General features: G+C 55.7%; 23 protein-coding genes, 1 other RNA gene and 1 pseudogene. 7 read left to right on the top strand and 18 right to left on the bottom strand.

The window, feature by feature from the left end; translation table 11 throughout:
* Positions 1–21: 21 nt before the first annotated feature.
* The 5 genes from gcvT to ACJ69_RS21030 all read right to left on the bottom strand — a co-directional run bounded on the left by gcvT (position 22) and on the right by ACJ69_RS21030 (position 5827).
* Positions 22–1116, bottom strand: coding sequence for a glycine cleavage system aminomethyltransferase GcvT (gene gcvT / locus ACJ69_RS21050; protein WP_029739208.1), 1095 nt, complete (start codon positions 1114–1116; stop codon positions 22–24).
* 397 nt (positions 1117–1513) lie between these two features.
* A complete protein-coding gene (gene ubiI, locus ACJ69_RS21045) occupies positions 1514–2716 on the bottom strand; it encodes an FAD-dependent 2-octaprenylphenol hydroxylase (protein WP_054830014.1) in 1203 nt (400 codons plus the stop codon).
* Positions 2717–2728: 12 nt separating this feature from the next.
* Complete coding sequence (ubiH, locus tag ACJ69_RS21040; RefSeq protein ID WP_059347705.1) at positions 2729–3907, bottom strand: 2-octaprenyl-6-methoxyphenyl hydroxylase; 1179 nt, start codon at positions 3905–3907, stop codon at positions 2729–2731.
* Complete coding sequence (gene pepP, locus ACJ69_RS21035; protein WP_155616790.1) at positions 3904–5217, bottom strand: Xaa-Pro aminopeptidase; 1314 nt, start codon at positions 5215–5217, stop codon at positions 3904–3906. The genes ubiH and pepP overlap by 4 nt, the downstream gene beginning before the upstream one ends.
* Before the next feature lie 31 nt (positions 5218–5248).
* Positions 5249–5827 carry a YecA/YgfB family protein gene (locus ACJ69_RS21030; RefSeq protein ID WP_029739212.1) on the bottom strand — a complete coding sequence of 193 codons (579 nt, stop codon included), beginning with the start codon at positions 5825–5827 and terminating at the stop codon, positions 5249–5251.
* Between the two features lie 168 nt (positions 5828–5995).
* On the opposite strand from ACJ69_RS21030, the gene zapA reads away from it, so the two are divergent.
* The 3 genes from zapA to ACJ69_RS21015 all read left to right on the top strand — a co-directional run bounded on the left by zapA (position 5996) and on the right by ACJ69_RS21015 (position 7171).
* On the top strand, positions 5996–6325 hold the full coding sequence (zapA, locus tag ACJ69_RS21025; RefSeq protein WP_006811891.1) for a cell division protein ZapA: 330 nt from the start codon (positions 5996–5998) through the stop codon (positions 6323–6325).
* A 41-nt stretch (positions 6326–6366) separates the two neighbouring features.
* A non-coding RNA gene (gene ssrS / locus ACJ69_RS21020) (6S RNA) lies at positions 6367–6550 on the top strand.
* A gap of 24 nt (positions 6551–6574) precedes the next feature.
* The gene (locus ACJ69_RS21015; protein WP_029739213.1) at positions 6575–7171 is read left to right on the top strand and encodes a 5-formyltetrahydrofolate cyclo-ligase; all 597 of its coding nucleotides are present in this window, start codon (positions 6575–6577) and stop codon (positions 7169–7171) included.
* A gap of 109 nt (positions 7172–7280) precedes the next feature.
* Here ACJ69_RS21015 and serA read toward each other — a convergent pair whose 3' ends face one another.
* Entirely contained in the window at positions 7281–8513 is a 1233-nt protein-coding gene (serA, locus tag ACJ69_RS21010; protein WP_023309113.1) for a phosphoglycerate dehydrogenase, read from the bottom strand.
* A gap of 266 nt (positions 8514–8779) precedes the next feature.
* Positions 8780–9439: a ribose-5-phosphate isomerase RpiA gene (rpiA, locus tag ACJ69_RS21005; RefSeq protein WP_014885151.1), complete on the bottom strand. Its 660-nt coding sequence runs from the start codon at positions 9437–9439 to the stop codon at positions 8780–8782.
* A gap of 127 nt (positions 9440–9566) precedes the next feature.
* On the opposite strand from rpiA, the gene argP reads away from it, so the two are divergent.
* Positions 9567–10460, top strand: coding sequence for a DNA-binding transcriptional regulator ArgP (gene argP, locus ACJ69_RS21000; RefSeq protein ID WP_008499727.1), 894 nt, complete (start codon positions 9567–9569; stop codon positions 10458–10460).
* 48 nt (positions 10461–10508) lie between these two features.
* Here the strand turns inward: argP and ACJ69_RS20995 are convergent, their stop codons facing one another.
* From ACJ69_RS20995 to tkt, 7 genes and pseudogenes are all read right to left on the bottom strand, one after another.
* Positions 10509–11249, bottom strand: coding sequence for an oxidative stress defense protein (locus ACJ69_RS20995; RefSeq protein WP_023309114.1), 741 nt, complete (start codon positions 11247–11249; stop codon positions 10509–10511).
* Between the two features lie 91 nt (positions 11250–11340).
* Positions 11341–11976: an arginine exporter ArgO gene (gene argO / locus ACJ69_RS20990; protein ID WP_054830016.1), complete on the bottom strand. Its 636-nt coding sequence runs from the start codon at positions 11974–11976 to the stop codon at positions 11341–11343.
* A 145-nt stretch (positions 11977–12121) separates the two neighbouring features.
* Positions 12122–12976 (bottom strand): small-conductance mechanosensitive channel MscS, encoded by an 855-nt coding sequence (gene mscS / locus ACJ69_RS20985; RefSeq protein ID WP_059347703.1) that lies wholly within the window; start codon positions 12974–12976, stop codon positions 12122–12124.
* A gap of 186 nt (positions 12977–13162) precedes the next feature.
* Positions 13163–14242, bottom strand: a complete 1080-nt coding sequence (fbaA, locus tag ACJ69_RS20980) for a class II fructose-bisphosphate aldolase (protein ID WP_029739216.1) — start codon at positions 14240–14242, stop codon at positions 13163–13165.
* 92 nt (positions 14243–14334) lie between these two features.
* The gene (gene pgk, locus ACJ69_RS20975; protein WP_023333323.1) at positions 14335–15498 is read right to left on the bottom strand and encodes a phosphoglycerate kinase; all 1164 of its coding nucleotides are present in this window, start codon (positions 15496–15498) and stop codon (positions 14335–14337) included.
* A gap of 49 nt (positions 15499–15547) precedes the next feature.
* A pseudogene (gene epd / locus ACJ69_RS20970) lies at positions 15548–16566 on the bottom strand (erythrose-4-phosphate dehydrogenase).
* Positions 16567–16907: 341 nt separating this feature from the next.
* A complete protein-coding gene (gene tkt / locus ACJ69_RS20965) occupies positions 16908–18899 on the bottom strand; it encodes a transketolase (protein ID WP_033146601.1) in 1992 nt (663 codons plus the stop codon).
* A gap of 272 nt (positions 18900–19171) precedes the next feature.
* Here tkt and loiP point away from each other — a divergent pair, with 272 nt between their 5' ends.
* Together loiP and ACJ69_RS20955 are read left to right on the top strand one after the other, a co-directional pair.
* Positions 19172–19930, top strand: a complete 759-nt coding sequence (gene loiP / locus ACJ69_RS20960; protein WP_021242066.1) for a metalloprotease LoiP — start codon at positions 19172–19174, stop codon at positions 19928–19930.
* A gap of 209 nt (positions 19931–20139) precedes the next feature.
* On the top strand, positions 20140–21408 hold the full coding sequence (locus ACJ69_RS20955) for an OprD family outer membrane porin (protein ID WP_059347702.1): 1269 nt from the start codon (positions 20140–20142) through the stop codon (positions 21406–21408).
* 52 nt (positions 21409–21460) lie between these two features.
* Here ACJ69_RS20955 and speB read toward each other — a convergent pair whose 3' ends face one another.
* From speB to ACJ69_RS26060, 4 genes are all read right to left on the bottom strand, one after another.
* Positions 21461–22381: an agmatinase gene (gene speB / locus ACJ69_RS20950; protein WP_014071686.1), complete on the bottom strand. Its 921-nt coding sequence runs from the start codon at positions 22379–22381 to the stop codon at positions 21461–21463.
* Between the two features lie 229 nt (positions 22382–22610).
* Entirely contained in the window at positions 22611–24587 is a 1977-nt protein-coding gene (speA, locus tag ACJ69_RS20945) for a biosynthetic arginine decarboxylase (RefSeq protein WP_023309121.1), read from the bottom strand.
* An 8-nt stretch (positions 24588–24595) separates the two neighbouring features.
* Complete coding sequence (gene yqgB / locus ACJ69_RS24630) at positions 24596–24727, bottom strand: acid stress response protein YqgB (RefSeq protein ID WP_127341063.1); 132 nt, start codon at positions 24725–24727, stop codon at positions 24596–24598.
* A gap of 94 nt (positions 24728–24821) precedes the next feature.
* The gene (locus ACJ69_RS26060; RefSeq protein WP_419095317.1) at positions 24822–24965 is read right to left on the bottom strand and encodes a hypothetical protein; all 144 of its coding nucleotides are present in this window, start codon (positions 24963–24965) and stop codon (positions 24822–24824) included.
* A gap of 425 nt (positions 24966–25390) precedes the next feature.
* Between ACJ69_RS26060 and metK the strand changes: the two genes are divergently transcribed.
* A complete protein-coding gene (gene metK / locus ACJ69_RS20940; RefSeq protein ID WP_010435443.1) occupies positions 25391–26545 on the top strand; it encodes a methionine adenosyltransferase in 1155 nt (384 codons plus the stop codon).
* Positions 26546–26737 lie beyond the last annotated feature (192 nt).

The raw sequence follows: 26737 nt of genomic DNA, 5'->3' as shown, positions 1-26737 counted from the left end.
AAGTTCTCCTGATAAAAATGATTAGGCGACCGGCTTACCGGCGCGAACAAAAATCGGTTTGGTTACGTTGACCGGCATTTCGCGGTTGCGGATTTGCACCACCGCCGTTTCGCCAATGCCCGCCGGCACGCGTGCCAGTGCAATACTGTAGCCCAGCGTCGGGGAGAAGGTACCGCTGGTGATCACGCCTTCGCGAGGATTGCCGTCAGCATCGGTAAAGCGCACCGGCAGTTCACCGCGCAGCACGCCCTTCTCGGTCATCACCAGACCCACCAGCTGTTCAGTGCCCTTCTCGCGCTGCATCTCCAGCGCTTCACGGCCAATAAAGTCACGATCGGCCGGTTCCCATGCGATGGTCCAGCCCATGTTGGCGGCCAGCGGAGAGACGCCTTCATCCATCTCCTGACCGTAGAGGTTCATCCCCGCTTCCAGACGCAGCGTATCGCGCGCGCCCAGACCCGCAGGCTTCACGCCCGCTTCCACCAGCGCACGCCAGAAATCAGCGGCCTTCTCGTTCGGCATCGCAATTTCGTAGCCCGCTTCACCGGTGTAGCCGGTGGTGGCGATAAACAGATCGCCCGCCTGCACGCCGAAGAACGGCTTCATGCCTTCGGTTGCTTTACGCTGCTCGTCGTTAAACAGAGACGCGGCTTTCGCCTGCGCGTTCGGCCCCTGCACGGCGATCAGCGACAGATCGTCACGGACGGTGATGTCGATGGCATAAGGTTCGGCGTGTTGGGTGATCCAGGAGAGGTCTTTTTCGCGGGTGGCGGAGTTGACAACGAGGCGGAAGAAATCTTCAGTGAAGTAATAGACGATAAGGTCATCAATCACGCCGCCCGAGGCATTCAGCATGCCGGTATAGAGCGCCTTACCCGGCGTCTTCAGTTTGGCGACGTCATTTGCCAGCAGATAACGCAAAAACTCCCGGGTGCGGCTACCGCGCAGATCGACAATCGTCATGTGGGACACGTCGAACATACCGGCATCGGTGCGCACCGCGTGGTGCTCATCAATCTGCGAGCCGTAGTGCAGCGGCATCATCCAGCCGTGGAAGTCCACCATGCGTGCGCCGCATAACACGTGTTGTTCGTACAAAGGAGTCTGTTGAGCCATCTTGTCCTCGTTGAAAAATTCACCGTGAAACCCGGTATCGGCCTCGTTCCCGAGTGCCGACGCAAACGTTCTCTTTTACCCGAACTTACCACCGAAACCGGCGGTTAACCATAAGGTAAAACGGGTCATCACATTAGCTTATGACCAAAAAACGCTAAAAAGCCTACAGAGTTATTCACTGGAAAAATGCGATTAACCCCGCACAAAATTAACAATGATCTAACAGGATTTAGCACATGGTGATATTTCGTGCGGAAAAACGGGCCGAATTTCCGTAACATAAAATCTCGTAGATTAGATTTTCTAATGCGAAAAATGACGTGAAATTAGAATATTTCAAACGAGGGAATTTCCCCGGCGCAGAGGCCGGGAAAATAAAGCGTGACGGGGGTCTAAATTAACGTAGCCAGTCCGGCAGGTCGTTAAGACCCATCGCCTGACGGAGGAGTTGAGGTTTAACACCCGGAAGGGTGTCAGCAAGCTTGAGGCCAATGTCGCGCAGCAGTTTTTTTGCCGGATTCGCGCCGGCAAACAGCTCGCGGAAGCCCTGCATGCCCGCCAGCATCATCGCCGCACTGTGCTTGCGGCTGCGCTCGTAGCGACGCAGGTAGAGATACTGGCCGATATCTTTGCCTTCGCGATGCAGGCGACGCAGCTCCTCAACCAGCTCCGCCGCGTCCATAAAGCCAAGGTTAACGCCCTGCCCGGCCAGCGGATGAATGGTATGCGCCGCATCCCCCACCAGCGCCAGACGGTGCGCGGCAAACTGACGCGCGTAGCGGCCGGTTAACGGGAAGACCTGACGCTCGCTTTCAAGCGTGCACAGGCCAAGGCGGTTATCAAACGCCACGCACAGCGCCTGGTTAAAGGCGTCCGGCGTCGCCTCCTGCATCTGCTGGGCTTTCTCCGGCACCAGGGACCAGACAATCGAGCACAGGTGCGGTTCGGAAAGCGGCAGGAACGCCAGAATGCCGTCGTTGTGGAAAATCTGCCGCGCCACGCCGCCGTGCGGCTCCTCTGTTCGGATCGTTGCCACCATCGCATGATGGCGGTAATCCCAGAAGGTCAGCGGGATATCGGCTTTATTCCGCAGCCAGGAGTTGGCACCGTCAGCACCGACCACCAGACGCGCGGTCAGCATGTCGCCGCTTTGCAGGGTGATAAACGCCTCGTTTTCACCCCATGCCACCTGCTGGATCTGCGCAGGCGCAATCAGGGTCACATCGCTGCACTGCTGCGCTTTCTGCCACAGCGCGTGGTGGATCACCGCGTTTTCGATAATATGACCCAGATGGCTATAGCCCATGCTTTCATCATCAAAAGCAATATGACCAAAGCTGTCTTTATCCCACACCTCCATGCCGTGATAGCAGCTGGCGCGCTGCGCCACAATATCTGCCCAGACGCCAAGGTGCGTCAGCAATTTCTCGCTGGCGGCATTGATCGCCGAGACGCGGAGTTCCGGCGGGGCATCTGGCGCAACGGGCTGAGGCTGCTTTTGCTCCAGCACCGCCACGCGCAGGCCGCTGCCCTGTAAACCACAGGCAAGCGCCAGCCCGACCATACCGCCGCCAACGATGGCAACATCAACATTTTGCACGGTGATAACTCCTTAACGCGCGACCCAACCAAGAGTCCGCTGCGCCAGCACGTCACGTGCCGGAATGAATAATTCCATCGCCATCAGCCCGAGGTTGCGGCCTGCAACCAGCGGTGCCCAGCGATTGGCAAAGAGATGGACTAAGCCGTCGGTAACGCCAATCGTCGCCTCTTTATCGACCTGACGTCGCTTCTGGTAATGGCTTAGCACCGAATAAGCGCCGCAATCTTTTTGCTCACCCCATGCCAGCGCCAGCGATTCCGCCAGGCTCATGACATCACGCAGCCCAAGGTTAAATCCTTGTCCGGCAATAGGATGTAATGTCTGCGCGGCGTTGCCGACCAGCGCCACGCGGTGAGAAACAGACTGCGATGCGGTGGTTAACGACAGCGGATAGACCGCACGTTTCCCCGCATGGGTAATACGCCCCAGCCGCCAGCCAAAGGCTTTCTGCAGCTCGGTACAAAAACGTTCGTCTGACCAGGCTTTAACCTCTTCAGCCTTATCCTGCGGATGACACCAGACAAGCGAACAGCGCCCGTCCGACATCGGCAGCATCGCCAGCGGACCATGTTGCGTAAAGCGTTCAAACGCCCTGCCGTGGTGTTCTGCTGCGGTAGAGACGTTCGCAATGACCGCAACCTGCCCGTAAGGCTGCTGACGCCACTCGACGCCGCACTGCGTGCCGAGCGCCGAACGCGAGCCGTCCGCCGCCACCAGAAGCTGGCCGTCGAGAACGGTGCCATTATCGAGGGCTACGCTGACCCCATCTTCGCTGCGGCTAAAACTGGCCACGCGTGCCGGACAGTGAAGCGTGACGCCCGGCGCATCCTGTAACAGACGGAACAGACGCAGGCCAACGTCGTGGAGTTCAACAACCTGACCCAGCGCGTCGATACGGTAATCATGGGCATCCAGCGTCACAAAGCCAGCATGGCCACGATCGCTTACGTGAACGGTTTTAATTGCCGTCGCGCAATCGGCGATGGCCTGCCAGATGCCAATGCGGGACAGCTGCTGACAGGTACCCTGCGCCAGGGCAATGGCGCGGGAATCAAAACCGGGATGATTTTTGGCATGCGGCGCGACGGCTTCCACCAGGTGCACCGCAAGCTGCCCCTTCGTCAAATGCGAAATGGCCAGCGCCAGCGTGGCCCCGGTCATGCCGCCGCCAACGATAATCACGCTCATGCGCGTGCCGCTGCCATCAGCGCCTCAATATCATCGGCGTTCTTCACGACGGTTGCGGTCAGGTTTTCATTGCCGTTTTCGGTGATCACGATGTCGTCTTCGATGCGAATGCCGATCCCGCGGTATTGTTCCGGCACGTCAGCATCCGGCGCGATGTACAGACCCGGCTCCACGGTTAATACCATGCCCGGCTCCAGCACGCGCGAACGGTCCGTGCCGTACGCGCCAACGTCATGTACATCCAGCCCCAGCCAGTGGCTCAGGCCGTGCATGAAATACGGTCGATGCGCATTTTCAGCGATCAGGGTGTCGACCTCTCCTTTCAGGATCCCGAGCCTGACCAGGCCGGTAATCATGATGCGCACCACTTCGCCGGTCACTTCCTGCATGGAGGTACCGGGACGATATAGCCTGAGCGCCGTCTCAAGCGACTCGAGAACGATGTCGTAAATCGCGCGCTGTGCCGGTGAGAATTTACCGTTCACCGGGAAAGTACGGGTGATGTCCCCCGCGTAGCCCTGGTATTCGCAACCGGCGTCAATCAGCACCAGATCGCCGTCGCGCAGCGCGCTTTCGTTTTCGGTGTAGTGCAGAATGCAGCCGTTTTCTCCGCCGCCAACAATGGTGTTGTAGGAGGGATAACGCGCGCCGTGGCGGTTAAATTCGTGATGAATTTCGCCTTCCAGCTGGTATTCGAACATCCCGGGACGGCACTTTTCCATGGCGCGGGTGTGCGCCAGGGCGCTGATTTCGCCCGCACGACGCATCAAATTCAGCTCTTCTTCAGACTTGAACAGGCGCATCTCATGCACCACCGGGCGCCAGTCCGTCAGCGTGGCGGGCGCGGACAGATTCTGGCGCGAGCCTTTGCGCAGCTTATCCAACGCGGTGAAAACAATCTCATCGGCGTACGCATATTCACCCTGCGCGTGATAGAGCACGTCGAGGCCGTTAAGCAGCTGATAGAGCTGCTGGTTGATTTCGCTAAACGCCAGCGCGCGGTCAACGCCCAGCCTCGCCGGTGCGGCCTCCTGGCCCAGGCGGCGGCCAAACCAGATTTCGGCCGTCAGATCGCGCACGCGGTTGAAAATTACGCTGTGATTGTGGGTGTCATTGCTCTTAATCAGCACCAGCACCGCTTCCGGCTCGTTAAAGCCGGTGAAGTACCAGAAATCGCTGCTCTGGCGATAGGGATATTCGCTGTCGGCGCTGCGCGTGACTTCGGGCGCAGCAAAAATCAGCGCGGCGCTGCCCGGCTGCATTGTTGCCAGCAGCGCCTGACGGCGGCGGGAATACTCTTGACTCGAGATAACCATGACACCCTCCTGTGCGTTATTTTTCTTAATGTAAGGTTGGCTTGCGGACTTCCGGCGCGGTCGGCTGTGAGCGCGTGAAGTTGTCGTGGCACAGCAGTGCCGCCACGCGCACGTACTCGATAATCTCTTCAAGAGACATTTCCAGCTCTTCCTGGTCTTCGTCTTCATCGTAGCCAAGCTGGGCGATGTTACGCAGGTCGTCGATCGCCTCACCCGCTTCGCCGGTCACTTTATCCAGTTTAGGCTGCGTCACGCCGAGCCCCAGCAGATAGTGGTTTACCCAGCCGGCCAGCGCATCGGCGCGATCGAACACGCTGACGTCGTCGCCTTCAGGCAGATAAAGCTGAAAAAGGAAGCCATCGTCTTCCAGCGAATCGCTGGTTGCGGCGTGCATTTTACGCAGCGCTTCCGCCAGCTCGTGACCAAACGCCAGCCCTTCATTCGTGAGGTCGTGGATCAGCGGCTGCCATGAGCTGTCGCTGTTTCCGCCGCACAGCATGCCACTGATCAGACCGTGCATTTCGGCAGGGGTTAAACCGACTCCCTGCTGGTTCAGTAACTGGTTTAAATCCTTGTAACCAGGCATTTCGTTCTGTATAGACATGAGCATTCGTCATCAAAGGGGGGAAGTTTCATGATATGCTACCACTTTGGACCCTGGTGATACCAGTAAAGGGCTTGTATCTTCACATCAGGGTAGCTATAGTGTCGCCCCTTCGCAGCCCCCGGGGCAGTAAGCGAAGGCAGCGCAGTCAATCAGCAGGAAGGTGGCATGTCTGCACAACCCGTCGATCTCCAGATTTTTGGCCGTTCACTACGAGTGAATTGTCCGCCTGAACAAAGGGATGCTTTGAATCAGGCAGCGGACGATTTGAATCAGCGGTTGCAAGATCTAAAAGAACGCACTAGAGTCACAAATACTGAGCAGCTGGTTTTCATCGCCGCGTTGAACATCAGCTATGAACTGACTCAGGAAAAAGCGAAGACCCGCGACTACGCGGCAAGCATGGAGCAGCGCATTAAAATGCTCCAGCAGACCATAGAACAGGCATTGCTTGATCAAGGTCGCAATCCCGAAAGACCGGGACCAAAGTTTGAATAACACTTCTCAGTTGACTATGGTAGAGTAACTGTGAAGACAAAATTTCTCTGAGATGTTCGCAAGCGGGCCAGTCCCCTGAGCCGATATTTCATACCACAAGAATGTGGCGCTCCATGGTTGGTGAGCATGCTCGGTCCGTCCGAGAAGCCTTAAAACTATGACGACACATTCACCTTGAACCAAGGGTTCAAGGGTTACAGCCTGCGGCGGCATCTCGGAGATTCCCTCTCTTTTCTTCTACCGACTACCATGACCCAATTCCCTGAAGTTTCTGCTTCACGCCAGGACATCCGTCAGTTAATTCGTCAGCGCCGCCGTGCGTTAACCGCCGATGAGCAAGCGCATTTTGCCCAGCGGGCCGCCGCCCGTATGATGGCGTATCCCCCTGTCGTGATGGCGCATACCGTTGCGCTGTTTCTGTCGTTTGATGGAGAGCTGGATACCCAGCCGCTGATAGAGCAGCTCTGGCGCGCGGGGAAGAAGGTCTATCTGCCGGTGCTGCACCCGTTCAGCGAGGGAAATTTGCTGTTTCTGCACTACCACCCGCACAGCGAGCTGGTGGTTAATCGCCTGAAAATCACCGAACCGAAACTCGACGTGCGCGACGTGCTCCCGCTGTCACAGCTGGATGTGCTGATTACACCGCTGGTGGCGTTTGATGAACAGGGCCAGCGTTTGGGGATGGGCGGCGGCTTTTACGACCGGACGCTGCAAAACTGGCAGCAGTACGGATTGCAGCCGGTGGGCTATGCGCATGATTGTCAGGGCGTGGAGGCGTTGCCGGTGGAGAAGTGGGACGTGCCGTTGCCGGCGGTGGTGACGCCGTCGAAGTTGTGGGAATGGTGAATTAAACGTGCGGCCTGATGCCCTCACCCCAACCCTCTCCCACAGGGAGAGGGAGACAATATAAAAAAACGGTAACAACAGTTACCGTTTTGCATTTACCTCGCCACTATCAGTACAGCAGACGTGCGCGAATTGTCCCCTGAATCGCCTTCATGCTCTGCAGCGCTTTTTCGGCAACATCGTCATCCGCTTCGATATCAATAACCACGTAGCCCATCTGCGAGTTCGTTTGCAGATACTGCGCGGCAATGTTGACGCCCTGCTCGGCAAAGATCTGGTTGATCGCGGTCAGCACGCCTGGACGGTTTTCGTGGATGTGCAGCAGACGACGACCACCGTGCAGCGGCAGAGACACTTCCGGGAAGTTCACGGCAGAAAGCGTAGAGCCGTTGTCGGAGTATTTGCTCAGCTTACCCGCTACTTCAAGGCCGATATTCTCCTGTGCTTCCTGGGTAGAGCCGCCGATGTGTGGCGTCAGGATCACGTTGTCGAACTCGCACAGCGGAGAGGTAAACGGATCGCTGTTGGTGGCTGGCTCCGTCGGGAAGACGTCGATGGCCGCGCCAGCCAGATGCTTACGCTTCAGCGCATCCGCCAGGGCCGGGATATCGACAACCGTGCCGCGCGCGGCGTTGATCAGCAGTGAGCCCGGCTTCATCAGCGCCAGCTCTTCCGCGCCCATCATGTTCTTGGTGGACGCATTTTCCGGCACGTGCAGGCTCACCACGTCGCTCATGTTCAGCAGGTCAGAAAGGTGTTGAACCTGGGTCGCATTGCCCAGCGGCAGCTTGCTTTCGATATCGTAGAAAAACACGTGCATGCCCAGGGATTCCGCCAGAATACCGAGCTGCGTACCGATGTGGCCGTAGCCGATAATCCCCAGCTTTTTACCACGCGCTTCATATGAGCCGGACGCCAGTTTGTTCCACACGCCGCGGTGCGCCTTGGCGTTCGCTTCTGGAATGCCGCGCAGCAGCAGCAGCAGTTCGCCGATCACCAGCTCCGCCACGGAACGGGTGTTGGAGAACGGGGCGTTGAAGACGGGAATACCGCGTTTGGCGGCAGCATTCAGGTCAACCTGGTTGGTACCGATGCAGAAGCAGCCGATAGCCACCAGCTTTTCCGCCGCGGCAATAACCTCTTCAGTCAGATGAGTACGGGATCGCAGGCCAATGAAGTGGGCATCACGGATGGACGCTTTCAGCTCTTCGGTATCGAGCGCGCCTTTGTGAAATTCGATGTTGGTGTAACCTGCCGCACGAAGGCTATCGATTGCTTTTTGATGCACGCCCTCGACCAGCAGGAATTTAATCTTGTCTTTCTCCAGTGATACCTTTGCCATTTACCCGACCCTGTTTTTGTCTGAACTGATGTTGTGCTGGATATGAATCCGCTGTAGCCAACATATCAAAAAAAACTATTGCAGCAATATGAACGTTTGCGTCGGCACTCTGAAGAAAAGTCATCCAGGGCAAAATGTCAGAGGAAAATGCTATGGAAATTTACAAACGCGGCAGGATCGGCAAAAGAGGTTGAAAAACGTGACACAAGTCACCGAATTTAGCTTTTCAAAAATTTTTTAGCGGGGGGAGGACTCCCCCCGTCAGATCATTTTACGATGGTTTTCACGCCGTCAGCGGTGCCGATCAGCGCCACATCCGCGCCACGGTTGGCGAATAGCCCTACGGTCACTACGCCTGGGATAGCGTTGATGGCATTTTCCAGCGCAATCGCGTCGAGAATTTCCAGACCGTGAACGTCGAGGATCACGTTACCGTTATCGGTGACTACGCCCTGACGATATTCCGGACGACCGCCCAGCTTCACCAGCTGACGGGCAACCGCGCTACGGGCCATTGGGATCACTTCGACCGGCAGCGGGAAATTACCCAGAATGTCGACCTGCTTGGAGGCGTCCGCGATGCAGATAAACTTGTCCGCAACGGAGGCGATGATCTTCTCGCGCGTCAGCGCCGCGCCGCCGCCTTTGATCATCTGCATGTGGCCGTTGATTTCATCCGCACCATCAACGTAAATCCCCAGACGATCCACTTCGTTGAGATCGAAAACGGTAATGCCGAGGCTTTTCAGCTTTTCCGTGGAAGCATCAGAGCTGGAAACCGCGCCCTCGATTTGCCCCTTCATCGTGCCCAGCGCATCGATAAAGTGTGCCGCGGTTGATCCCGTACCGACACCGACAATGGTACCCGGCTGCACGTACTGGAGAGCGGCCCATCCTACTGCTTTTTTCAGTTCATCCTGCGTCATGATCGTTTTGCCTGTGGTGTGAAAACTCAGGGCGCATTATAGAACACGTCGAATGGAATTCGTCTGCCACGAAGGGAAAATTGTGTCATAGTGCAGAATAAGCAAAATTAAGGAGCCAGCCAGAGCAATGAAACGTCCGGACTACAGAACACTACAGGCACTTGATGCAGTTATTCGTGAACGAGGTTTTGAGCGCGCGGCGCAAAAGCTTTGCATCACCCAGTCCGCCGTATCACAGCGTATCAAACAGCTTGAAAACATGTTCGGCCAGCCGCTGCTGGTGCGCACCGTGCCGCCACGTCCAACCGAGCAGGGGCAAAAGCTCCTCGCCCTGCTGCGCCAGGTTGAACTGCTGGAAGACGAGTGGCTGGGTGACGAACAAACGGGCTCTACGCCGCTGCTGCTCTCTCTGGCGGTCAACGCCGACAGTCTCGCAACCTGGCTGCTGCCGGCCCTTGCGCCGGTATTAGCAGATTCCCCTATCCGCCTGAACTTACAGGTTGAAGATGAAACCCGAACCCAGGAACGCCTGCGTCGCGGTGAAGTGGTTGGGGCGGTCAGTATCCAGCCTCAGGCGCTGCCAAGCTGCCTTGTCGATCAGCTGGGCGCCCTGGACTACCTGTTTGTGGGTTCAAAAGCCTTTGCCGAGCGCTACTTCCCGAACGGCGTCACCCGCGCCGCGCTGCTGAAAGCCCCTGCCGTGGCGTTCGACCATCTGGACGATATGCATCAGGCGTTCCTGCAGCAAAACTTCGATCTGCCGCCGGGCAGCGTGCCGTGCCATATCGTTAACTCGTCTGAAGCCTTTGTGCAGCTTGCACGTCAGGGCACCACCTGCTGCATGATCCCGCATCTGCAGATTGAGAAAGAGTTGAAAAGCGGTGAGCTGATTGACCTGACGCCGGGGCTGTATCAGCGCCGGATGCTCTACTGGCACCGTTTTGCGCCGGAAAGCCGCATGATGCGCAACGTCACCGACGCGCTGCTGGCGTACGGGCACAAGGTATTGAGACAGGATTAATCGATTGAATTCCCTCTCCCTGCGGGAGAGGGTTAGGGTGAGGGCAAATTACTGCGCCTTAGCCGCCTCAGTTTGTTGAGTTTGAGTTGGCTCCAGCTGGAAGACCACATCCACCTGATCGTCGAACTGAATGGTTGGCTGCTCATAGGTTTCCTGAGCGGACACCGGGGCTGCATCAGCCTTCATCATACGTACCATCGGGCTTGGCTGGTAGTTAGAGACGTGGTAACGCACGCTGTAAACCGGGCCGAGCTTGCTCTTAAAGCCAGAAGCCAGCTGTTCCGCCTGGTGTATGGCATCATCAATCGCCGCTTTACGCGCTTCGTCTTTGTATTTTTCCGGTTGCGCAACGCCCAGCGACACGGAACGAATTTCGTTCAGACCCGCCTTCAGCGCGCCATCCAGCAGCGAGTTAAGCTTATCCAGCTGACGCACGGTCACTTCGACGGTACGCACGGCACGGTAGCCTTTCAGGATGCTTTTACCATTCTGGTAGTCGTAATCAGGTTGAGTACGCAGGTTCGCGGAGTTGATATCCTTTTTACCTACACCGTTCTGCTCGAGGAAAGAGAGGTATTGCGCAACACGATCGTCAGCCTGCTTCTTGGCAGATGCCGCATCTTTCGCAGACACATTGACTTCAATTGCCAGCGTTGCGACATCGGGTACCGCGTCCACGCTTGCGGTGCCTGAAGTGACGATGTGCGGGCCATCCGGCAGTTCACTTGCCTGCACCGACACCGCACCAAAACTTACTAATGCCGCCAGGGCCATCACCTTAAACTTCACTGTTATTCCTCCATGTTGCGAAGAGTGCCCATTAACAGGGCGCATGCCAGCAAGCTTAGCGGGTCTTGTTCAGTTGTCCATAAGACAAGGATTAGTTGAACAATTCCTGAACGTGGTGAATCCCGTCTTTTGCCAGCTGAAAAGCAATAAACCACATCACCAGCCCCACCAGCGTATTAATGATGCGCTGGGCTTTGGCCGTACGCAGACGAGGTGCCAGCCATGCGGCAAGAATGGCGAGGCCGAAGAACCAGAGGAAAGAGGCGCTAACCGTGCCAAGCGCAAACCAGCGCTTCGGCTCAACGTCCAGCTGCCCGCCCAGGCTGCCCAGCACCACGAAGGTGTCCAGATAAACATGCGGATTAAGCCAGGTGACCGCCAGCATGGTGACAATAATCTTCCAGCGGCCCTGCTTCATGACTTCCGCGCTCGCCAGTTCGAGGTTGGTGCTCATCGCGGTTTTCAGGGCACCAAAACCGTACCAGAGCAGAAACGCCACGCCGCCCCAGGTGACCAGCGCCAGCAGCCAGGGAGACTGCATGAGTAATGCGCTGCCGCCAAAAATCCCGGCACAGATCAGCAGTAAATCGCTAACCGCGCACAGCAGGGCAATCATCAGATGATACTGGCGGCGGATGCCCTGGTTCATCACGAACGCATTTTGTGGGCCAAGGGGGAGGATCATGGCCGCACCTAAGGCAAGCCCTTGAAAGTAATAGGATAACATGACGGAATTCTCACAGTGTTGTTCTGGAAGGAGACTATACTGCGCGAATTACATTAGAGGAAATTGATAATATTAATTGGGGATTAGCAGCGCTTATAAAAATAAAGCCCGGTGGCGCTAGCGCTGACCGGGCCTGCGGGAGAAGTTATTCGGCTTCTTTGACTTTTTTGACGTTTACGTCCATCTGCGGGTACGGGAAGCTGATGCCGTTGGCATCGAAGTCGCGCTTAATGCGTTCCAGCACGTCCCAGTATACGTTTTGCAGATCGCTGCTTTTGCTCCAGATACGAACCACGAAGTTAATGGAGGAAGCGCCCAGTTCGTTCAGGCGAACCGTCTGCTCTTTGTCTTTCAGAATGCGATCGTCTGAAGCAATGATGTTGCTAATCAGCGACTTCACCTGATCGATGTTAGAGTCGTACGCCACGCTGATAATCAGTTCGTTACGACGCACCGGTTCACGGGAGAAGTTAATGATGTTGCCCGCGATGATTTTCCCGTTCGGCACAACCACGATGCGGCCATCGACGGTACGCATGGTCGTTGAGAAAATCTGCACCTGCAGCACGGTCCCGGCAATGCCGCCAAGGTCAACGTATTCGCCGGAGCGGAACGGACGGAAGGTGACCAGCAGAACGCCTGCCGCCAGGTTTGACAGCGAGCCCTGCAGCGCCAGACCAATGGCCAGACCGGCGGCACCGAGAACGGCAATGACGGAGGCGGTCTGCACGCCCACACGGCCCAGCGCCGCAATCAGCGTAAAGGCGATAATGCCGTAGCGCACCAGTGCGGAGAGGAAGTCAGCCACCGTGGCGTCAATGTGACGGGCCAGCATCACGCGGTTAACCGCGTTCGATACGATACGCGCCACGATCATCCCGACGATGATGATGGCAATCGCCGCGACGATGTTCACGGCATAGCTCAGCAGCAGCGCCTGGTTGCGCACCAGCCAGTTACCGGCGTTATTGATGCTGTCTACAACATCGAGTTGTTCCATTTATTCTTCCTTTTGTTAAATCAAAACACAAAATCCATCCCCCATGGAGACAGGCAGGTCCGTAAAGGGTAAACAAAAAGCGCAAGTATTGCCAAACAGATCACAAAAACCGGCCTGGCAGGGTATTGAAAAAGCATAAAAAAAGGCCCGCATTTGCGGGCCTTCTGATGCTGTTAGCAGCTCAAATTACAGAACGTCTACCGCGTTCAGCTCTTTGAATGCCTGCTCCAGACGAGTAATCATAGAAGTCTGGGCAGCGCGCAGCCATACGCGTGGATCGTAGTATTTCTTGTTCGGCTGGTCTTCGCCTTTCGGGTTGCCCAGCTGACCCTGCAGGTAAGCTTCGTTGGTTTTGTAGTACTGCAGGATACCGTCCCATGTTGCCCACTGGGTGTCGGTATCGATGTTCATTTTCACTACGCCGTAGCTTACGGAGTCTTTGATTTCCTGAGCAGAAGAACCGGAACCGCCGTGGAAGACGAAGTTCAGGCTGTTGTGCGGCAGGTTGTGTTTCTTAGAAACGTATTCCTGAGAATCACGCAGGATAGTCGGGGTCAGAACCACGTTACCTGGTTTGTAAACGCCGTGTACGTTACCGAAGGACGCTGCAATGGTGAAGCGTGGGCTGATTTTGCTCAGCTCGGTGTAAGCGTAATCAACGTCTTCTGGCTGGGTGTACAGTGCAGAAGCGTCCATGTGGCTGTTGTCCACGCCGTCTTCTTCACCACCGGTGCAACCCAGTTCGATTTCCAGGGTCATGCCCATTTTGGCCATGCGCGCCAGGTATTTGGAGCAGATTTCGATGTTTTCGTGCAGTGACTCTTCAGACAGGTCGATCATGTGAGAAGAGAACAGTGGCTTACCGGTAGCTGCGAAGTGTTTTTCACCAGCGTCCAGCAGACCGTCGATCCACGGCAGCAGTTTCTTCGCGCAGTGGTCAGTATGCAGGATAACTGGAACACCGTAGTGTTCAGCCATCTGGTGTACGTGGTGCGCACCAGAGATAGCGCCCAGGATTGCAGCACCCTGAGGAATGTCAGTCTTCACGCCTTTACCTGCGATGAACGCAGCACCGCCGTTAGAGAACTGAACGATAACTGGAGCTTTAACTTTAGCAGCAGTTTCCAGTACGGCGTTGATGGAGTCGGTACCCACGCAGTTAACTGCTGGCAGAGCGAAGTTGTTTTCTTTAGCTACCTGGAACACTTTCTGTACGTCATCACCAGTGATAACGCCAGGTTTTACGAAATCAAAAATTTTAGACATGTTGCTTAGTCCTGTATCTTCGGCCGTTAGAAAAGGTGCGAGCTCTTAAAAGCGCGCTGAAAATTGGGCAGGTTTCCCTGCCCTTGAATGGCTTACTTCTTAGCGCGCTCTTCGAGCATTGCTACTGCTGGCAGTACTTTGCCTTCCACGAATTCGAGGAATGCGCCGCCACCAGTGGAGATGTAGGAGATCTTGTCAGCGATACCGAACAGGTCGATTGCTGCCAGGGTGTCACCACCGCCTGCGATAGAGAACGCTTCGCTGTCTGCGATAGCGTTAGCAACGATTTCAGTACCTTTGCGGAAGTTCGGGAATTCGAACACGCCAACAGGACCGTTCCACAGGATAGTTTTTGCGTTTTTGAGGATTTCAGCCAGTTTCTGTGCAGAAACGTCGCCCAGGTCCAGAATCTGCTCTTCATCTTTGATGTCGTTAACAGATTTCAGGGTCGCGGTTGCGGTTTCGGAGAACTCGGTCGCAACGCGAACGTCAGTTGGAACCGGGATATCGCAGGTGCTCAGCAGGCGTTTGGCTTCGTCAACCAGGTCTGCTTCGTACAGGGATTTACCCACGTTGTGGCCCTGAGCGGCAACGAAGGTGTTCGCGATACCACCGCCAACGATCAGCTGGTCAGCGATTTTAGACAGGGAATCCAGAACGGTCAGTTTGGTAGAAACTTTAGAACCACCAACGATAGCCACCATTGGACGAGCAGGTTCTTTCAGTGCTTTACCCAGCGCTTCCAGTTCGTCAGCCAGCAGAGGACCGGCACACGCTACGTCTGCGAATTTACCGATACCGTGGGTTGACGCCTGAGCACGGTGAGCCGTACCGAATGCATCCATCACGAATACGTCGCACAGTGCAGCGTATTTTTTGGACAGGGTTTCGTCGTCTTTCTTTTCGCCTTTGTTGAAGCGAACGTTTTCCAGAACAACCAGTTCACCGGCTGCAACTTCAACGCCGTCCAGGTAATCTTTCACCAGGCGAACCGGGTTGGACAGTTTGTCTTTCAGGTAATTAACCACTGGCAGCAGAGAGAACTCTTCGTTGTACTCGCCTTCAGTTGGACGACCCAGGTGGGAGGTGACCATCACTTTCGCGCCCTGCTTCAGAGCCAGTTCGATGGTTGGCAGAGATGCACGGATACGCGCGTCGCTGGTCACTTTGCCATCTTTAACCGGTACGTTCAGATCGGCACGGATGAAAACGCGTTTACCAGCCAGATCCAGATCGGTCATCTTAATTACAGACATGGTGAATCCTCTCGTTGATTCTTAAAGTTTTGCAGACGCACAATGCGTCTTACCTGAAACCTTGAGCGGCCATTGCTAACGTGGTGTCGAGCATTCGGTTAGCAAAGCCCCATTCGTTATCACACCAGACCAGCGTCTTGATAAGGTGTGCGCCACTAACTCTCGTTTGCGTGCCATCGACGATGGCGCTGTGCGGGTCGTGGTTAAAATCTACTGAGACCAACGGTAATTCCGTATAGTCAACTATACCATGAAATGCCCCTGTGCCGCTTTTTGCAGCAACAGGTTGACTTCACAGGCTTTTACCGGTTTTTTCACCGTCACGCTAAGATCGATTGCGGTGACGTTAATCGTCGGGACACGCACGGCAATCGCTTCAAATCGGTCATTAAACTGCGGAAAAATTCGGGTGATCCCTGCCGCCAGTTTCGTGTCCACCGGAATGATTGACTGGCTCGCCGCGCGAGTGCGTCGTAAATCCGGATGGTAGGCGTCGATAACCTGCTGATCGTGCATGGCGGAGTGAATCGTGGTCACGGTGCCGGATTCAATGCCATACGCATCGTCTAACAGTTTGATGACCGGAATAATGCAGTTAGTGGTACAGGAGGCGTTGGAAACAATGCGGTGTTCGGCCTGAAGCTCATGCTGGTTGACACCAAACACGACGGTCGCGTCGAGGTCGTTACTGCCGGGATGAGAAAACAGGACTTTTTTCGCGCCGGCAGCCAGATGTGCTTCGCCATGTTCGCGGTTGCCGTAGACACCGGTACAGTCAAGCACCACATCCACACCCAGCTCACGCCAGGGTAGCCCGGCGATGCTGCTCTCATGCAGTACGCGGATGGCATCGTCGCCGACAAACAGCCGATCTCTTTCCTGGCGAACATCCCAGGCAAAGCGTCCGTGGCTGGTGTCATATTTCAACAAATGCGCCATGCCCGTAGCATCCGCCAGTTCATTGATTGCCACCACGGTTATTTCCGCCCGACGTCCGGATTCATATAAAGCACGAACCACATTACGTCCGATGCGACCGAAGCCATTAATCGCTACGCGTACGGTCATAGATCTCCTGCAAAGCAATCCCTGAGTTTGAGGTGGCTGAAAGAGTAATCCAGCTACGCCCGAAGGGGAATCCTTGCTGTCACAAACTGCGATTGATTGGTCAATTGTCGAACATTTAATCGACTGAAACGCTTCAGCAAGAATAAGCGAATCGGGGAATAAAAGGAATGTCTGTCCAGATGAATAAGCGAGCTATATGACTTGCGTCACATTTTAGGTGGAATAATGGCGGCAAGGTAAAAGCAAAACGGTAACCGAGAGGTTACCGTTTTTTAGTGTATGCACCCTCCCCCCGTGGGAGAGGGTTGGGGTGAGGGCATCAGCCCCCACCGTACAAACGATTACAGCAGTTCTTTCGCTTTCGCGACAACGTTCTCAACGGTGAAGCCGAACTCTTCGAACAGCAGCTCTGCCGGAGCAGACTCACCGAAGGTGGTCATACCGACGATGGCACCGTTCAGACCCACGTATTTGAACCAGTAGTCAGCGATACCCGCTTCCACTGCCACACGCGCGGAAACCGCTTTAGGCAGAACGGATTCGCGGTAAGCGGCATCCTGCTTGTCGAACGCGTCGGTAGACGGCATGGAGACCACGCGCGCTTTCACGCCTTCGGCAGTCAGTTTTTCCCACGCTGCAACCGCCAGTTCAACTTCAGAACCGGTGGCGATGAAGATCAGCTCTGGCTGGCCCGCGCAATCTTTCAGCACGTAACCACCGCGAGCGATGTTCGCCAGCTGCTCAGGCGTACGCTCCTGCTGTGCCAGGTTCTGACGGGAGAGGATCAGCGCGGTTGGACCGTCCTGACGCTCAACGCCGTATTTCCACGCCACCGCGGATTCAACCTGGTCACATGGACGCCATGTGCTCATGTTCGGGGTCACGCGCAGGGAAGCCACCTGCTCTACCGGCTGGTGAGTTGGGCCATCTTCGCCCAGACCGATGGAGTCGTGGGTGTAGACCATCACCTGACGCTGTTTCATCAGCGCGGCCATACGCACGGCGTTACGTGCATATTCGACAAACATCAGGAAGGTAGAGGTGTACGGCAGGAAACCGCCGTGCAGGGAGATACCGTTGGCAATCGCGGTCATACCGAATTCACGTACACCGTAATGGATGTAGTTACCGGCAGTATCTTCGTTGATTGGCTTAGAACCAGACCACAGGGTCAGGTTAGATGGTGCCAGGTCAGCGGAGCCGCCCAGGAATTCTGGAAGCCATGGGCCGAACGCTTCAATCGCATTCTGAGACGCTTTACGGCTCGCGATTTTAGACGGGTTCGCCTGCAGCTTAGCGATGAATTCGTTCGCTTTCGCGTCGAAGTCAGACGGCATTTCACCTTTCATACGACGGGTGAATTCAGCCGCTTCCTGCGGGAACGCTTTCGCATAGGCAGCGAACTTCTCGTTCCAGGCAGCTTCTTTTGCCTGGCCTACTTCTTTTGCATCCCACTGAGCGTAGATCTCAGATGGGATTTCGAATGCAGGGTGTTTCCAGCCCAGCGCTTCGCGGGTCAGTGCGATTTCCGCATCACCCAGCGGCGCGCCGTGGGAGTCGTGAGTACCCGCTTTGTTCGGGGAGCCGAAGCCGATGATGGTTTTGCACATCAGCAGGGACGGTTTGTCTGTCACAGCGCGCGCTTCTTCTACTGCACGTTTAATCGAGTCAGCATCGTGGCCATCAACGCCACGCACAACGTGCCAGCCGTAGGCTTCGAAACGTGCTGCGGTGTCGTCGGTGAACCAGCCTTCAACGTGACCGTCGATAGAGATACCGTTGTCGTCATAGAACGCAACCAGTTTGCCCAGCTTCAGGGTTCCTGCCAGGGAGCACACTTCGTGAGAAATGCCTTCCATCATGCAGCCGTCGCCCATGAACGCGTAGGTGAAGTGGTCTACGATGTCGTGACCAGGACGGTTGAACTGCGCCGCCAGCGTCTTCTCAGCAATCGCCATACCCACAGCGTTAGCAATACCCTGACCCAGCGGGCCGGTGGTGGTTTCTACGCCAGCGGTGTAACCCACTTCCGGGTGACCTGGAGTTTTAGAGTGCAGCTGACGGAAGTTTTTCAGCTCTTCAATTGGCAGATCGTAGCCGGTGAGGTGCAGCAGGCTATAGATCAGCATTGAGCCGTGGCCGTTGGACAGCACGAAGCGGTCGCGGTCAGCCCATGACGGGTTCTGCGGGTTGTGGTTCAGGAAATCACGCCACAGGACTTCGGCGATATCAGCCATACCCATAGGAGCCCCTGGGTGGCCGGATTTGGCTTTCTGTACTGCGTCCATGCTCAGCGCACGAATAGCATTAGCAAGCTCTTTACGTGAGGACATTTTAACTCCAGATCGGACTGTTAAAGGCCATGCCCTTGACGACAGCGCGTTTTGGGCTACGCCGGAAAAAAGTGCCAACAATGTAACCCAAGCCGCAAGTCATGTACATGGAGCATTCTTTTGCTTGTTAAGAAATCTCTGGATCATGCTCGCATGTTGCGCAATCTGCTCGCCCGGCCCTGCAGATATTCCTTATACTTAGCCCGACACCGGCTTCGCTGACGGTGCCCTTTTCGGATTTTATTCAGTTTAACGAGTACGGAAGCAACCTCATGAAAATGCGTGCAATAGTGCTGGCCCTGGGTACAACGCTCCTGCTGAGCGGCTGTCAGAATATGGATTCTAACGGTCTGATGACGTCAGGCGCAGAGGCCTTTCAGGCCTATTCGCTGAGCGATGCGCAGGTGAAAGCGCTGAGCGACCAGGCCTGTAAAGATATGGACGGAAAAGCCACGCTTGCGCCGGCTAACAGTACCTACACGCAGCGTCTGAATAAGATTGCTTCCGCGCTGGGCGACAACATCAACGGCCAGCCGGTGAACTACAAGGTGTACATGGCGAAAGACGTGAACGCCTTCGCGATGGCGAACGGCTGTATCCGCGTCTATAGCGGGCTGATGGACATGATGACTGACAACGAAGTGGAAGCGGTGATCGGCCACGAAATGGGCCACGTTGCCCTGGGACACGTGAAGAAAGGGATGCAGGTTGCGTTAGGCACCAATGCCATCCGCGCAGCGGCGGCCTCAGCGGGCGGTATCGTTGGCAGCCTGTCGCAGTCACAGCTTGGCGACGTGGGAGAAAAACTGGTTAACTCTCAGTTCTCACAGCGTCAGGAGTCCGAGGCGGATGACTACTCCTACGACCTGTTGCGCAAACGCGGCATTAACCCATCAGGTTTAGCCACCAGCTTTGAAAAACTGGCCAAGCTGGAAGCGGGACGCCAAAGCTCCATGTTTGACGATCATCCGGCTTCGGAAGAACGTGCACAGCATATTCGCGACCGTATGGCCGCAGACGGAATTAAATAATTTTAGAAGGAGGCAGTTTTGCCTCCTTTTTATTTCGCATGAATTGTTAACTTAACAGCACGTATCGATAACACCTCTGAAAGCCCTGCCAAATCTGCCCTATCGCATTGAAATGTCTGGTCACATAATTATTGCAAAGGTCACTTTTTCCGGTAATTATCCCCCCGCAGTTATTCAAATTAATATATCCAGACAGAGACGTTCCCTCCGTGAAAAAAGAATTATCATTAATTGCTTTAAGTTTATTTGCCGCATTACCTGCCGCTGCAAGCCAGCAATCCGACAGCCAGGGTTTTATTGACGACAGCCATCTGGATCTGTTTTTACGCAATGCGTATATCAGCCGCGACTACCATCAGGGCCAGCAGGACAAAGCCGAATGGGGTCAGGGGATCATCGCCACGTTTGCATCCGGCTATACCGAAGGGCTGGTGGGCTTTGGTGTGGACGGTATTGCTCAATACGGTGTGCGCCTGGACGGCGGCCGTGGCAAAAGCGGCGCAGGTGGCATCGACTTCTTTAAACAGGAAGATGATGGCCGGGCAAAATCCGATCTGGCAAAATTTGGCGCCACCGCCAAAATGCGTATATCAAACACCGTGCTGAGCTACGGAAATCAGCGTCCAGAGCTGCCTATCATAAATGCCGACAGCTCCCGTCTGCTGTTTGAAAGCTACACCGGCACCATGCTGACCTCGAAAGAGATCGACGGTCTGGAAGTCAACGCTGGTTACTTCACCGACGAGCAGCGTAAAAGCGATGACCGCCACGACAGCGGACTGAAGAGCCTCTCCTTCGGCGGTGCGAGCTATCAGTTTAACGACCAGTTCAGCGGCGCGCTGTACGCCTCTCATAATGAAGAGGTAATGAACAAGCAGTACCTGGGCATGAACTTCAAACAGCCGTTCAGCACTGGGCAGCAGCTGGTACTCGACTTCAACGGCTATAACTCCCGTCTTGACCAGGGCTACGCGGACAGCCTCGACACGGGCCGCAGCAACACCATCTGGAGCCTGGTGGCGAGCTACATCTGGGACATTCACACGTTCAAAGTGGCATACCAGCAGAGCAGCGGCAGCACCGGCTACAACTACGGCGGCTATCGCGACAAGGGCGGTGTGGGTGACGGTGGTAACACCATCTGGCTGGCGAACTCCTACTGGTCTGATTTTAACGGCGAAGATGAACGTTCCTGGCAGGCATCCTACGGTCTGGACTTTGCCGGCCTTGGCTTACCGGGCCTGAGCTGGACCACCGCATACGTGCGCGGCGATAACATCAAAACCTCTGAAACCAGCAACGGCAAAGAGCACGAGTGGTTTAACCAGATCCAGTACCAGGTGCAGGATGGTCCGGCGAAGGATCTGAAGCTGAAACTGCGTTACTCCGTACTGCGCGTCTCCGGCAACGCCAGCGAGTACAACGTGGGCGGGGATGAGATCCGCGCTTACGTGGAATACCCGTTTAACGTGTTCTAAAGGCAATAAAAAACCTCTCGAGAGAGAGGTTTTTTTTCACGCAAGGCGAGGCTTATTCGCCTTTTTTGGCTGCCTGAATGTAGAGCATTTCCAGCGCCAGAGTCGCTGCGGCCAGCGCGGTGATCTCGGACTGGTCGTACGCAGGCGCCACTTCCACCACGTCCATCCCGACAATGTTCAGATCCTTCAGGCCGCGCACCAGCTTAATGGCACGATCTGAGGTCAAACCGCCGATGACCGGCGTACCGGTGCCCGGTGCAAATGCCGGATCCAGGCAGTCGATGTCGAAGGTCAGATACACAGGCATATCACCCACGATCTGCTTCACCTGAGCGATGATGTCGTCGACGCCGCGATCGTTAACCTGGCCCGCGTCCAGCACGGTGAAGCCGTTGTCTTTGTCGAACTCGGTGCGGATGCCGATCTGCACGGAGTGGTTCGGGTCGATCAGACCTTCGTTCGGCGCGGTGAAGAACATAGTGCCATGGTCAAACTCGCAGCCGTTCGCGTAGGTGTCGGTATGAGCATCGAAGTGCACCAGCGCCATTTTACCGAAGTGCTTCGCATGGGCGCGCAGCAGCGGCAGGGTCACGAAGTGGTCACCGCCGAAGGAGAGCATGCGCTTACCGGCCGCCAGCAGCTTCTCGGCGTGCGCCTGCAGCTTCTCGCTCATCTCACGCGCGTCGCCGAAGGCGTACACCAGGTCACCGCAGTCCACCACGTTCAGGCGCTCGCGCATGTCGAAGTTCCACGGGAAGCGGTTATGCTCCCAGGCCAGGTTTGTGGAAACCTGACGGATTGCTGCCGGGCCGTGACGACCACCCGCGCGGCCAGATGTTGCCATATCGAACGGCACGCCGGTGATCACCCAGTCAGCGTCGCTGTCGTACGGCTGGAAGTTCATCGGAAGGCGTAAAAAACCAAACGCGTTAGATACCAGAGAGTTATCGTACTGATGACCTAAAGTGCTCATGTCCTGACCTCTTTTAAAGTCGATACATTAAAAACAGATGAAAAAAAATCCCCTCCGCGTCGTTAAACCCGACGAGGAAGGGATTGATTCGTAAATCGCTTATTGGGGCGAATTATCGCCGGTAATGCATACGGGTTCAAGTGAGTATAGCATTCTGCCGGATGACGGCTGCGCTTATCCGGCCTACATTCGTAGGCCCGGTAAGCGCAGCGCCACCGGGCATCAGCGGCTACTCGTCTTCCAGGTAAGTGTACCCGTACAGACCCGCTTCAAACTCTTCCAGGAACTGCTGCTGGAGCGCATCGTCCAGCCCGGTGTTTTTCACCTGGTCGCGGAACTGGGTGAGCAGTTTTTTCGGATCCAGCTGAACGTATTCCAGCATGTCCGCCACGGTGTCCCCTTCATCGGACAGCTCGATTTCCACGTTGCCGTCAGGGAACACGAACACGTCCACCGCTTCGGTATCACCGAACAGGTTGTGCATGTTACCGAGGATCTCCTGATACGCGCCGACCATAAAGAAGCCCAGCATCGGCGGGTTCTCCGGGTCGTATTCCGGCATTGGCATCGTCGTTGCGATACCGTCGCCGTCGACGTAGTGGTCGATGGCACCGTCGGAGTCACAGGTGATGTCCAGCAGCACCGCACGGCGTTCCGGCGCGTGGTTCAGCCCTTCCAGCGGCAGAACCGGGAACAGCTGGTCGATACCCCAGGCATCCGGCATCGACTGGAACAGCGAGAAGTTGACGTAAATCTTATCCGCCATACGCTCCTGCAGCTCGTCGATAATCGGACGGTGCGCGCGGTTGCTCGGGTCGAGCTGCTTCTGCACTTCATGGCACATGTTCAGGTAGAGCTGCTCCGCCCACGCGCGCTCCTGCAGGCTGAAGGTGCCTGAAGAATAACCCACGTGAATGTCATGCAGATCCATCTGGCTGTCGTGCAGCCATTCGCGCAGGGAACGACGCGTGCCCGGCTCGTGCATTTCCTGCCAGGTTTCCCACATGCTTTGCAGGGAACGCGGGGCATCGTCTGCCGGAGGCGTTGCCTCGGAGATTTCGCTACGCTCCACGCCGATGATGTTAGAGACCAGCACCGTATGGTGCGCGGTGACCGCGCGACCGGATTCGGTGATCACCGTCGGGTGCGGCAGGCCGTTTTCTTCACAGGCATCGCCGATCGCCCAGATGATGTTGTTCGCGTATTCGTTCAGGCCGTAGTTTACAGAGCAGTCAGACTGCGAGCGGGTCCCTTCGTAGTCCACGCCGAGGCCGCCGCCCACGTCGAAGCACTGAATATTCACGCCAAGCTTGTGCAGCTCGACGTAGAAACGCGCGGATTCACGCACGCCGGTGGCGATGTCGCGAATATTGGCCATCTGCGAACCGAGGTGGAAGTGCAGCAGCTGAATGCTGTCCAGACGACCGCGCTCGCGCAGGATTTCCACCAGCTGCAGCACCTGGTTTGCCGCCAGGCCAAACTTGGATTTTTCACCGCCGGAGGACTGCCATTTACCGGAACCTTGTGACGCCAGACGCGCACGCACGCCAAGGCGCGGCACCACGTTCAGACGCTCGGCCTCTTCCAGCACGATGGCGATTTCGGTCATCTTTTCGATAACCAGATAGACCTTGTGGCCCATCTTCTCGCCAATCAGCGCCAGACGAATGTATTCACGGTCTTTATAGCCGTTACAGACGATCACTGAACGGGTCATGCCCGCATGCGCCAGAACCGCCATCAGCTCCGCTTTGGAACCTGCTTCCAGACCCAGCGGCTCGCCGGAGTGGATCAGGGATTCAATCACGCGGCGGTGCTGGTTCACCTTGATCGGGTAAACCAGGAAGTAGTCGCCTTTATAGCCGTAGGATTCACGCGCGCGTTTGAACGCGGCGTTAATAGAACGCAGGCGATGTTGCAGGATCTGCGGGAAGCAGAACAGTGCAGGCAAACGCTGGCCCTGAGCCTCACGGGCTTTCACCAGTTTCGCGAGATCCACGCGCGCTTCAGGGACGTCCGGATCCGGGCAGACGCTAATGTGGCCCAGTTCGTTAACGTCGTAGTAGTTATTGCCCCACCAGGCAATATTGTAAGTGCGCAGCATCTTGCTGGCTTCCTCGGAGCTCATCGCAACCTCCTGCATAGAACGTAGTACACCCTGTTCGCCCGCTGACGAAGGCGAAAAAGAAGACATGTCGTCAGACATAGCGAACCTCAACTCTTTGTAATAAGTGTAAAACAGTTGACTACTATCGCAGCGTTATACGGCGATAACAACCCATAAACGGCTCCGTTTCCCAGCAGAGTATGCTGAAAACCAGACCGTGCGACCGGTTTCTTATTCATATCATTGTAAAACACGTATCCGAACTCTGTATGACAAGGTTCGGCGAAACCACGAGAAAACTCTTGTATTAACAAGAGCGCCCTTGTTCAGTTTTCACAAAGCGTGACCGGCCCTGGAATCCTGAGAAGCGCCGAGATGGGTATAACATCGGCAGGTTTGCAGACTAGAAATGCGGGTTGCGGGAATCAAATACGCGCCAGAACGGCTGCGCTGAATGTGCGGAAAACGATGGTTCATTATCTCGTATCACCTCCACGGCCGCCTCTGTTGAAACGGACCACAAGCCAAAGCTAAAAGTTCACTGCTTAACCCGGCTGGAAGTGGCGACACGATGAGTTCATCGAGCGCTTATTTTATATGAGCCGCGCGCCGCGTTTTATACCGAGAACAGGGGTAAAAAGCAAAAGATAAATGTGCGTGTTGCCGGGGCCGTCAGGAATTATTGCCAGCAGCAATTTCAACCGAGTGAGAGGTTAGTCAAAAAAAACTGGAAATCGGGCGAAGAAGTGACCTAAAATAGCCATCCAGATGTTAATCCATCTATACTGATTAACACTCATACTGCCAGTGTCAAAAACCTGCAGGCCTTGGTAGAATTATCTCCTTTGGCTATTCCACACAGCAGCTTGAGCTAACCAAATTCCTCTTAGGTGAAATAAAACATGGCAAAACACCTGTTTACGTCCGAGTCCGTATCAGAAGGACATCCTGATAAAATTGCTGACCAAATCTCCGATGCGGTGCTGGATGCGATCCTGGCGCAGGATCCTAAAGCGCGCGTAGCGTGCGAAACCTATGTCAAAACCGGCATGGTTCTGGTTGGCGGTGAGATCACCACCAGCGCATGGGTTGATATCGAAGAGATCACCCGTAACACGGTGCGTGAGATCGGCTATGTGCATTCTGATATGGGCTTTGATGCCAACTCCTGCGCGGTTCTGAGCGCGATTGGCAAACAGTCTCCAGACATCAACCAGGGCGTTGACCGTGCCGATCCGCTGGAACAGGGCGCGGGCGACCAGGGCCTGATGTTCGGCTATGCAACCAACGAAACCGACGTGCTGATGCCAGCACCGGTCACCTACGCACACCGTCTGGTGCAGCGTCAGGCTGAAGTTCGTAAAAATGGTACCCTGCCATGGCTGCGCCCGGATGCGAAAAGCCAGGTCACCTTCCAGTATGACGACGGCAAAATCGTTGGGATTGACGCGGTAGTGCTGTCTACCCAGCACTCCGAAGATATCGATCAGAAATCCCTGCAGGAAGCAGTGATGGAAGAGATCATCAAGCCGGTTCTGCCGACCGAATGGCTGAGCTCTGCGACCAAATTCTTCATCAACCCAACCGGTCGCTTCGTTATCGGCGGCCCAATGGGTGACTGCGGTCTGACCGGTCGTAAAATCATCGTTGATACCTACGGCGGCATGGCGCGCCACGGTGGCGGTGCATTCTCCGGTAAAGATCCGTCTAAAGTTGACCGTTCTGCGGCGTACGCTGCACGTTATGTGGCGAAAAACATCGTTGCTGCCGGCCTAGCTGACCGCTGTGAGATCCAGGTTTCCTACGCGATCGGCGTAGCTGAGCCAACCTCCATCATGGTTGAAACCTTCGGTACTGAAAAAGTGCCTTCAGAACAGCTGACGCTGCTGGTGCGCGAGTTCTTCGACCTGCGTCCATACGGCCTGATTCAGATGCTGGATCTGCTGCACCCAATCTACAAAGAAACCGCTGCATACGGTCACTTTGGTCGTGAACATTTCCCATGGGAAAAAACCGACAAAGCCGCCCTGCTGCGTGAAGCTGCCGGTCTGAAGTAATCGACTGACATCTGCGTGATAAAAGGCCAGCCTTCGGGCTGGCCTTTTTTTATTGGTGGCGCCGCAAAGGTGCACATATGGTACCGATTACACCGCACCGGATGCGTCTCGCTTTCAGAATATTCTCTTTGCATGATCGCCTTTCTTCTGCTGTTACATCTCCTTTCAGTTAAGTCTGAAATGTGTTCTTTC

The organism is Enterobacter asburiae (assembly GCF_001521715.1).
GTDB classification, from domain to species: domain Bacteria; phylum Pseudomonadota; class Gammaproteobacteria; order Enterobacterales; family Enterobacteriaceae; genus Enterobacter; species Enterobacter asburiae.
The sequence above is the reverse complement of the archived record's forward strand: the minus strand, read 5'-3'. Positions and strand labels throughout refer to the sequence as shown.

Excerpts from the sequence above, each read along its gene's own strand:
- gcvT (WP_029739208.1), bottom strand. The coding sequence starts at position 1,116 with ATGGCTCAACAGACTCCTTTGTACGAACAACACGTGTTATGCGGCGCA.
- ubiH (WP_059347705.1), bottom strand. The coding sequence starts at position 3,907 with ATGAGCGTGATTATCGTTGGCGGCGGCATGACCGGGGCCACGCTGGCG.
- ACJ69_RS21030 (WP_029739212.1), bottom strand. The coding sequence starts at position 5,827 with ATGTCTATACAGAACGAAATGCCTGGTTACAAGGATTTAAACCAGTTA.
- zapA (WP_006811891.1), top strand. The coding sequence starts at position 5,996 with ATGTCTGCACAACCCGTCGATCTCCAGATTTTTGGCCGTTCACTACGA.
- ACJ69_RS21015 (WP_029739213.1), top strand. The coding sequence starts at position 6,575 with ATGACCCAATTCCCTGAAGTTTCTGCTTCACGCCAGGACATCCGTCAG.
- serA (WP_023309113.1), bottom strand. The coding sequence starts at position 8,513 with ATGGCAAAGGTATCACTGGAGAAAGACAAGATTAAATTCCTGCTGGTC.
- rpiA (WP_014885151.1), bottom strand. The coding sequence starts at position 9,439 with ATGACGCAGGATGAACTGAAAAAAGCAGTAGGATGGGCCGCTCTCCAG.
- argP (WP_008499727.1), top strand. The coding sequence starts at position 9,567 with ATGAAACGTCCGGACTACAGAACACTACAGGCACTTGATGCAGTTATT.
- argO (WP_054830016.1), bottom strand. The coding sequence starts at position 11,976 with ATGTTATCCTATTACTTTCAAGGGCTTGCCTTAGGTGCGGCCATGATC.
- mscS (WP_059347703.1), bottom strand. The coding sequence starts at position 12,976 with ATGGAACAACTCGATGTTGTAGACAGCATCAATAACGCCGGTAACTGG.
- fbaA (WP_029739216.1), bottom strand. The coding sequence starts at position 14,242 with ATGTCTAAAATTTTTGATTTCGTAAAACCTGGCGTTATCACTGGTGAT.
- pgk (WP_023333323.1), bottom strand. The coding sequence starts at position 15,498 with ATGTCTGTAATTAAGATGACCGATCTGGATCTGGCTGGTAAACGCGTT.
- tkt (WP_033146601.1), bottom strand. The coding sequence starts at position 18,899 with ATGTCCTCACGTAAAGAGCTTGCTAATGCTATTCGTGCGCTGAGCATG.
- loiP (WP_021242066.1), top strand. The coding sequence starts at position 19,172 with ATGAAAATGCGTGCAATAGTGCTGGCCCTGGGTACAACGCTCCTGCTG.
- speB (WP_014071686.1), bottom strand. The coding sequence starts at position 22,381 with ATGAGCACTTTAGGTCATCAGTACGATAACTCTCTGGTATCTAACGCG.
- speA (WP_023309121.1), bottom strand. The coding sequence starts at position 24,587 with ATGTCTGACGACATGTCTTCTTTTTCGCCTTCGTCAGCGGGCGAACAG.
- yqgB (WP_127341063.1), bottom strand. The coding sequence starts at position 24,727 with ATGAATAAGAAACCGGTCGCACGGTCTGGTTTTCAGCATACTCTGCTG.
- ACJ69_RS26060 (WP_419095317.1), bottom strand. The coding sequence starts at position 24,965 with ATGAACCATCGTTTTCCGCACATTCAGCGCAGCCGTTCTGGCGCGTAT.
- metK (WP_010435443.1), top strand. The coding sequence starts at position 25,391 with ATGGCAAAACACCTGTTTACGTCCGAGTCCGTATCAGAAGGACATCCT.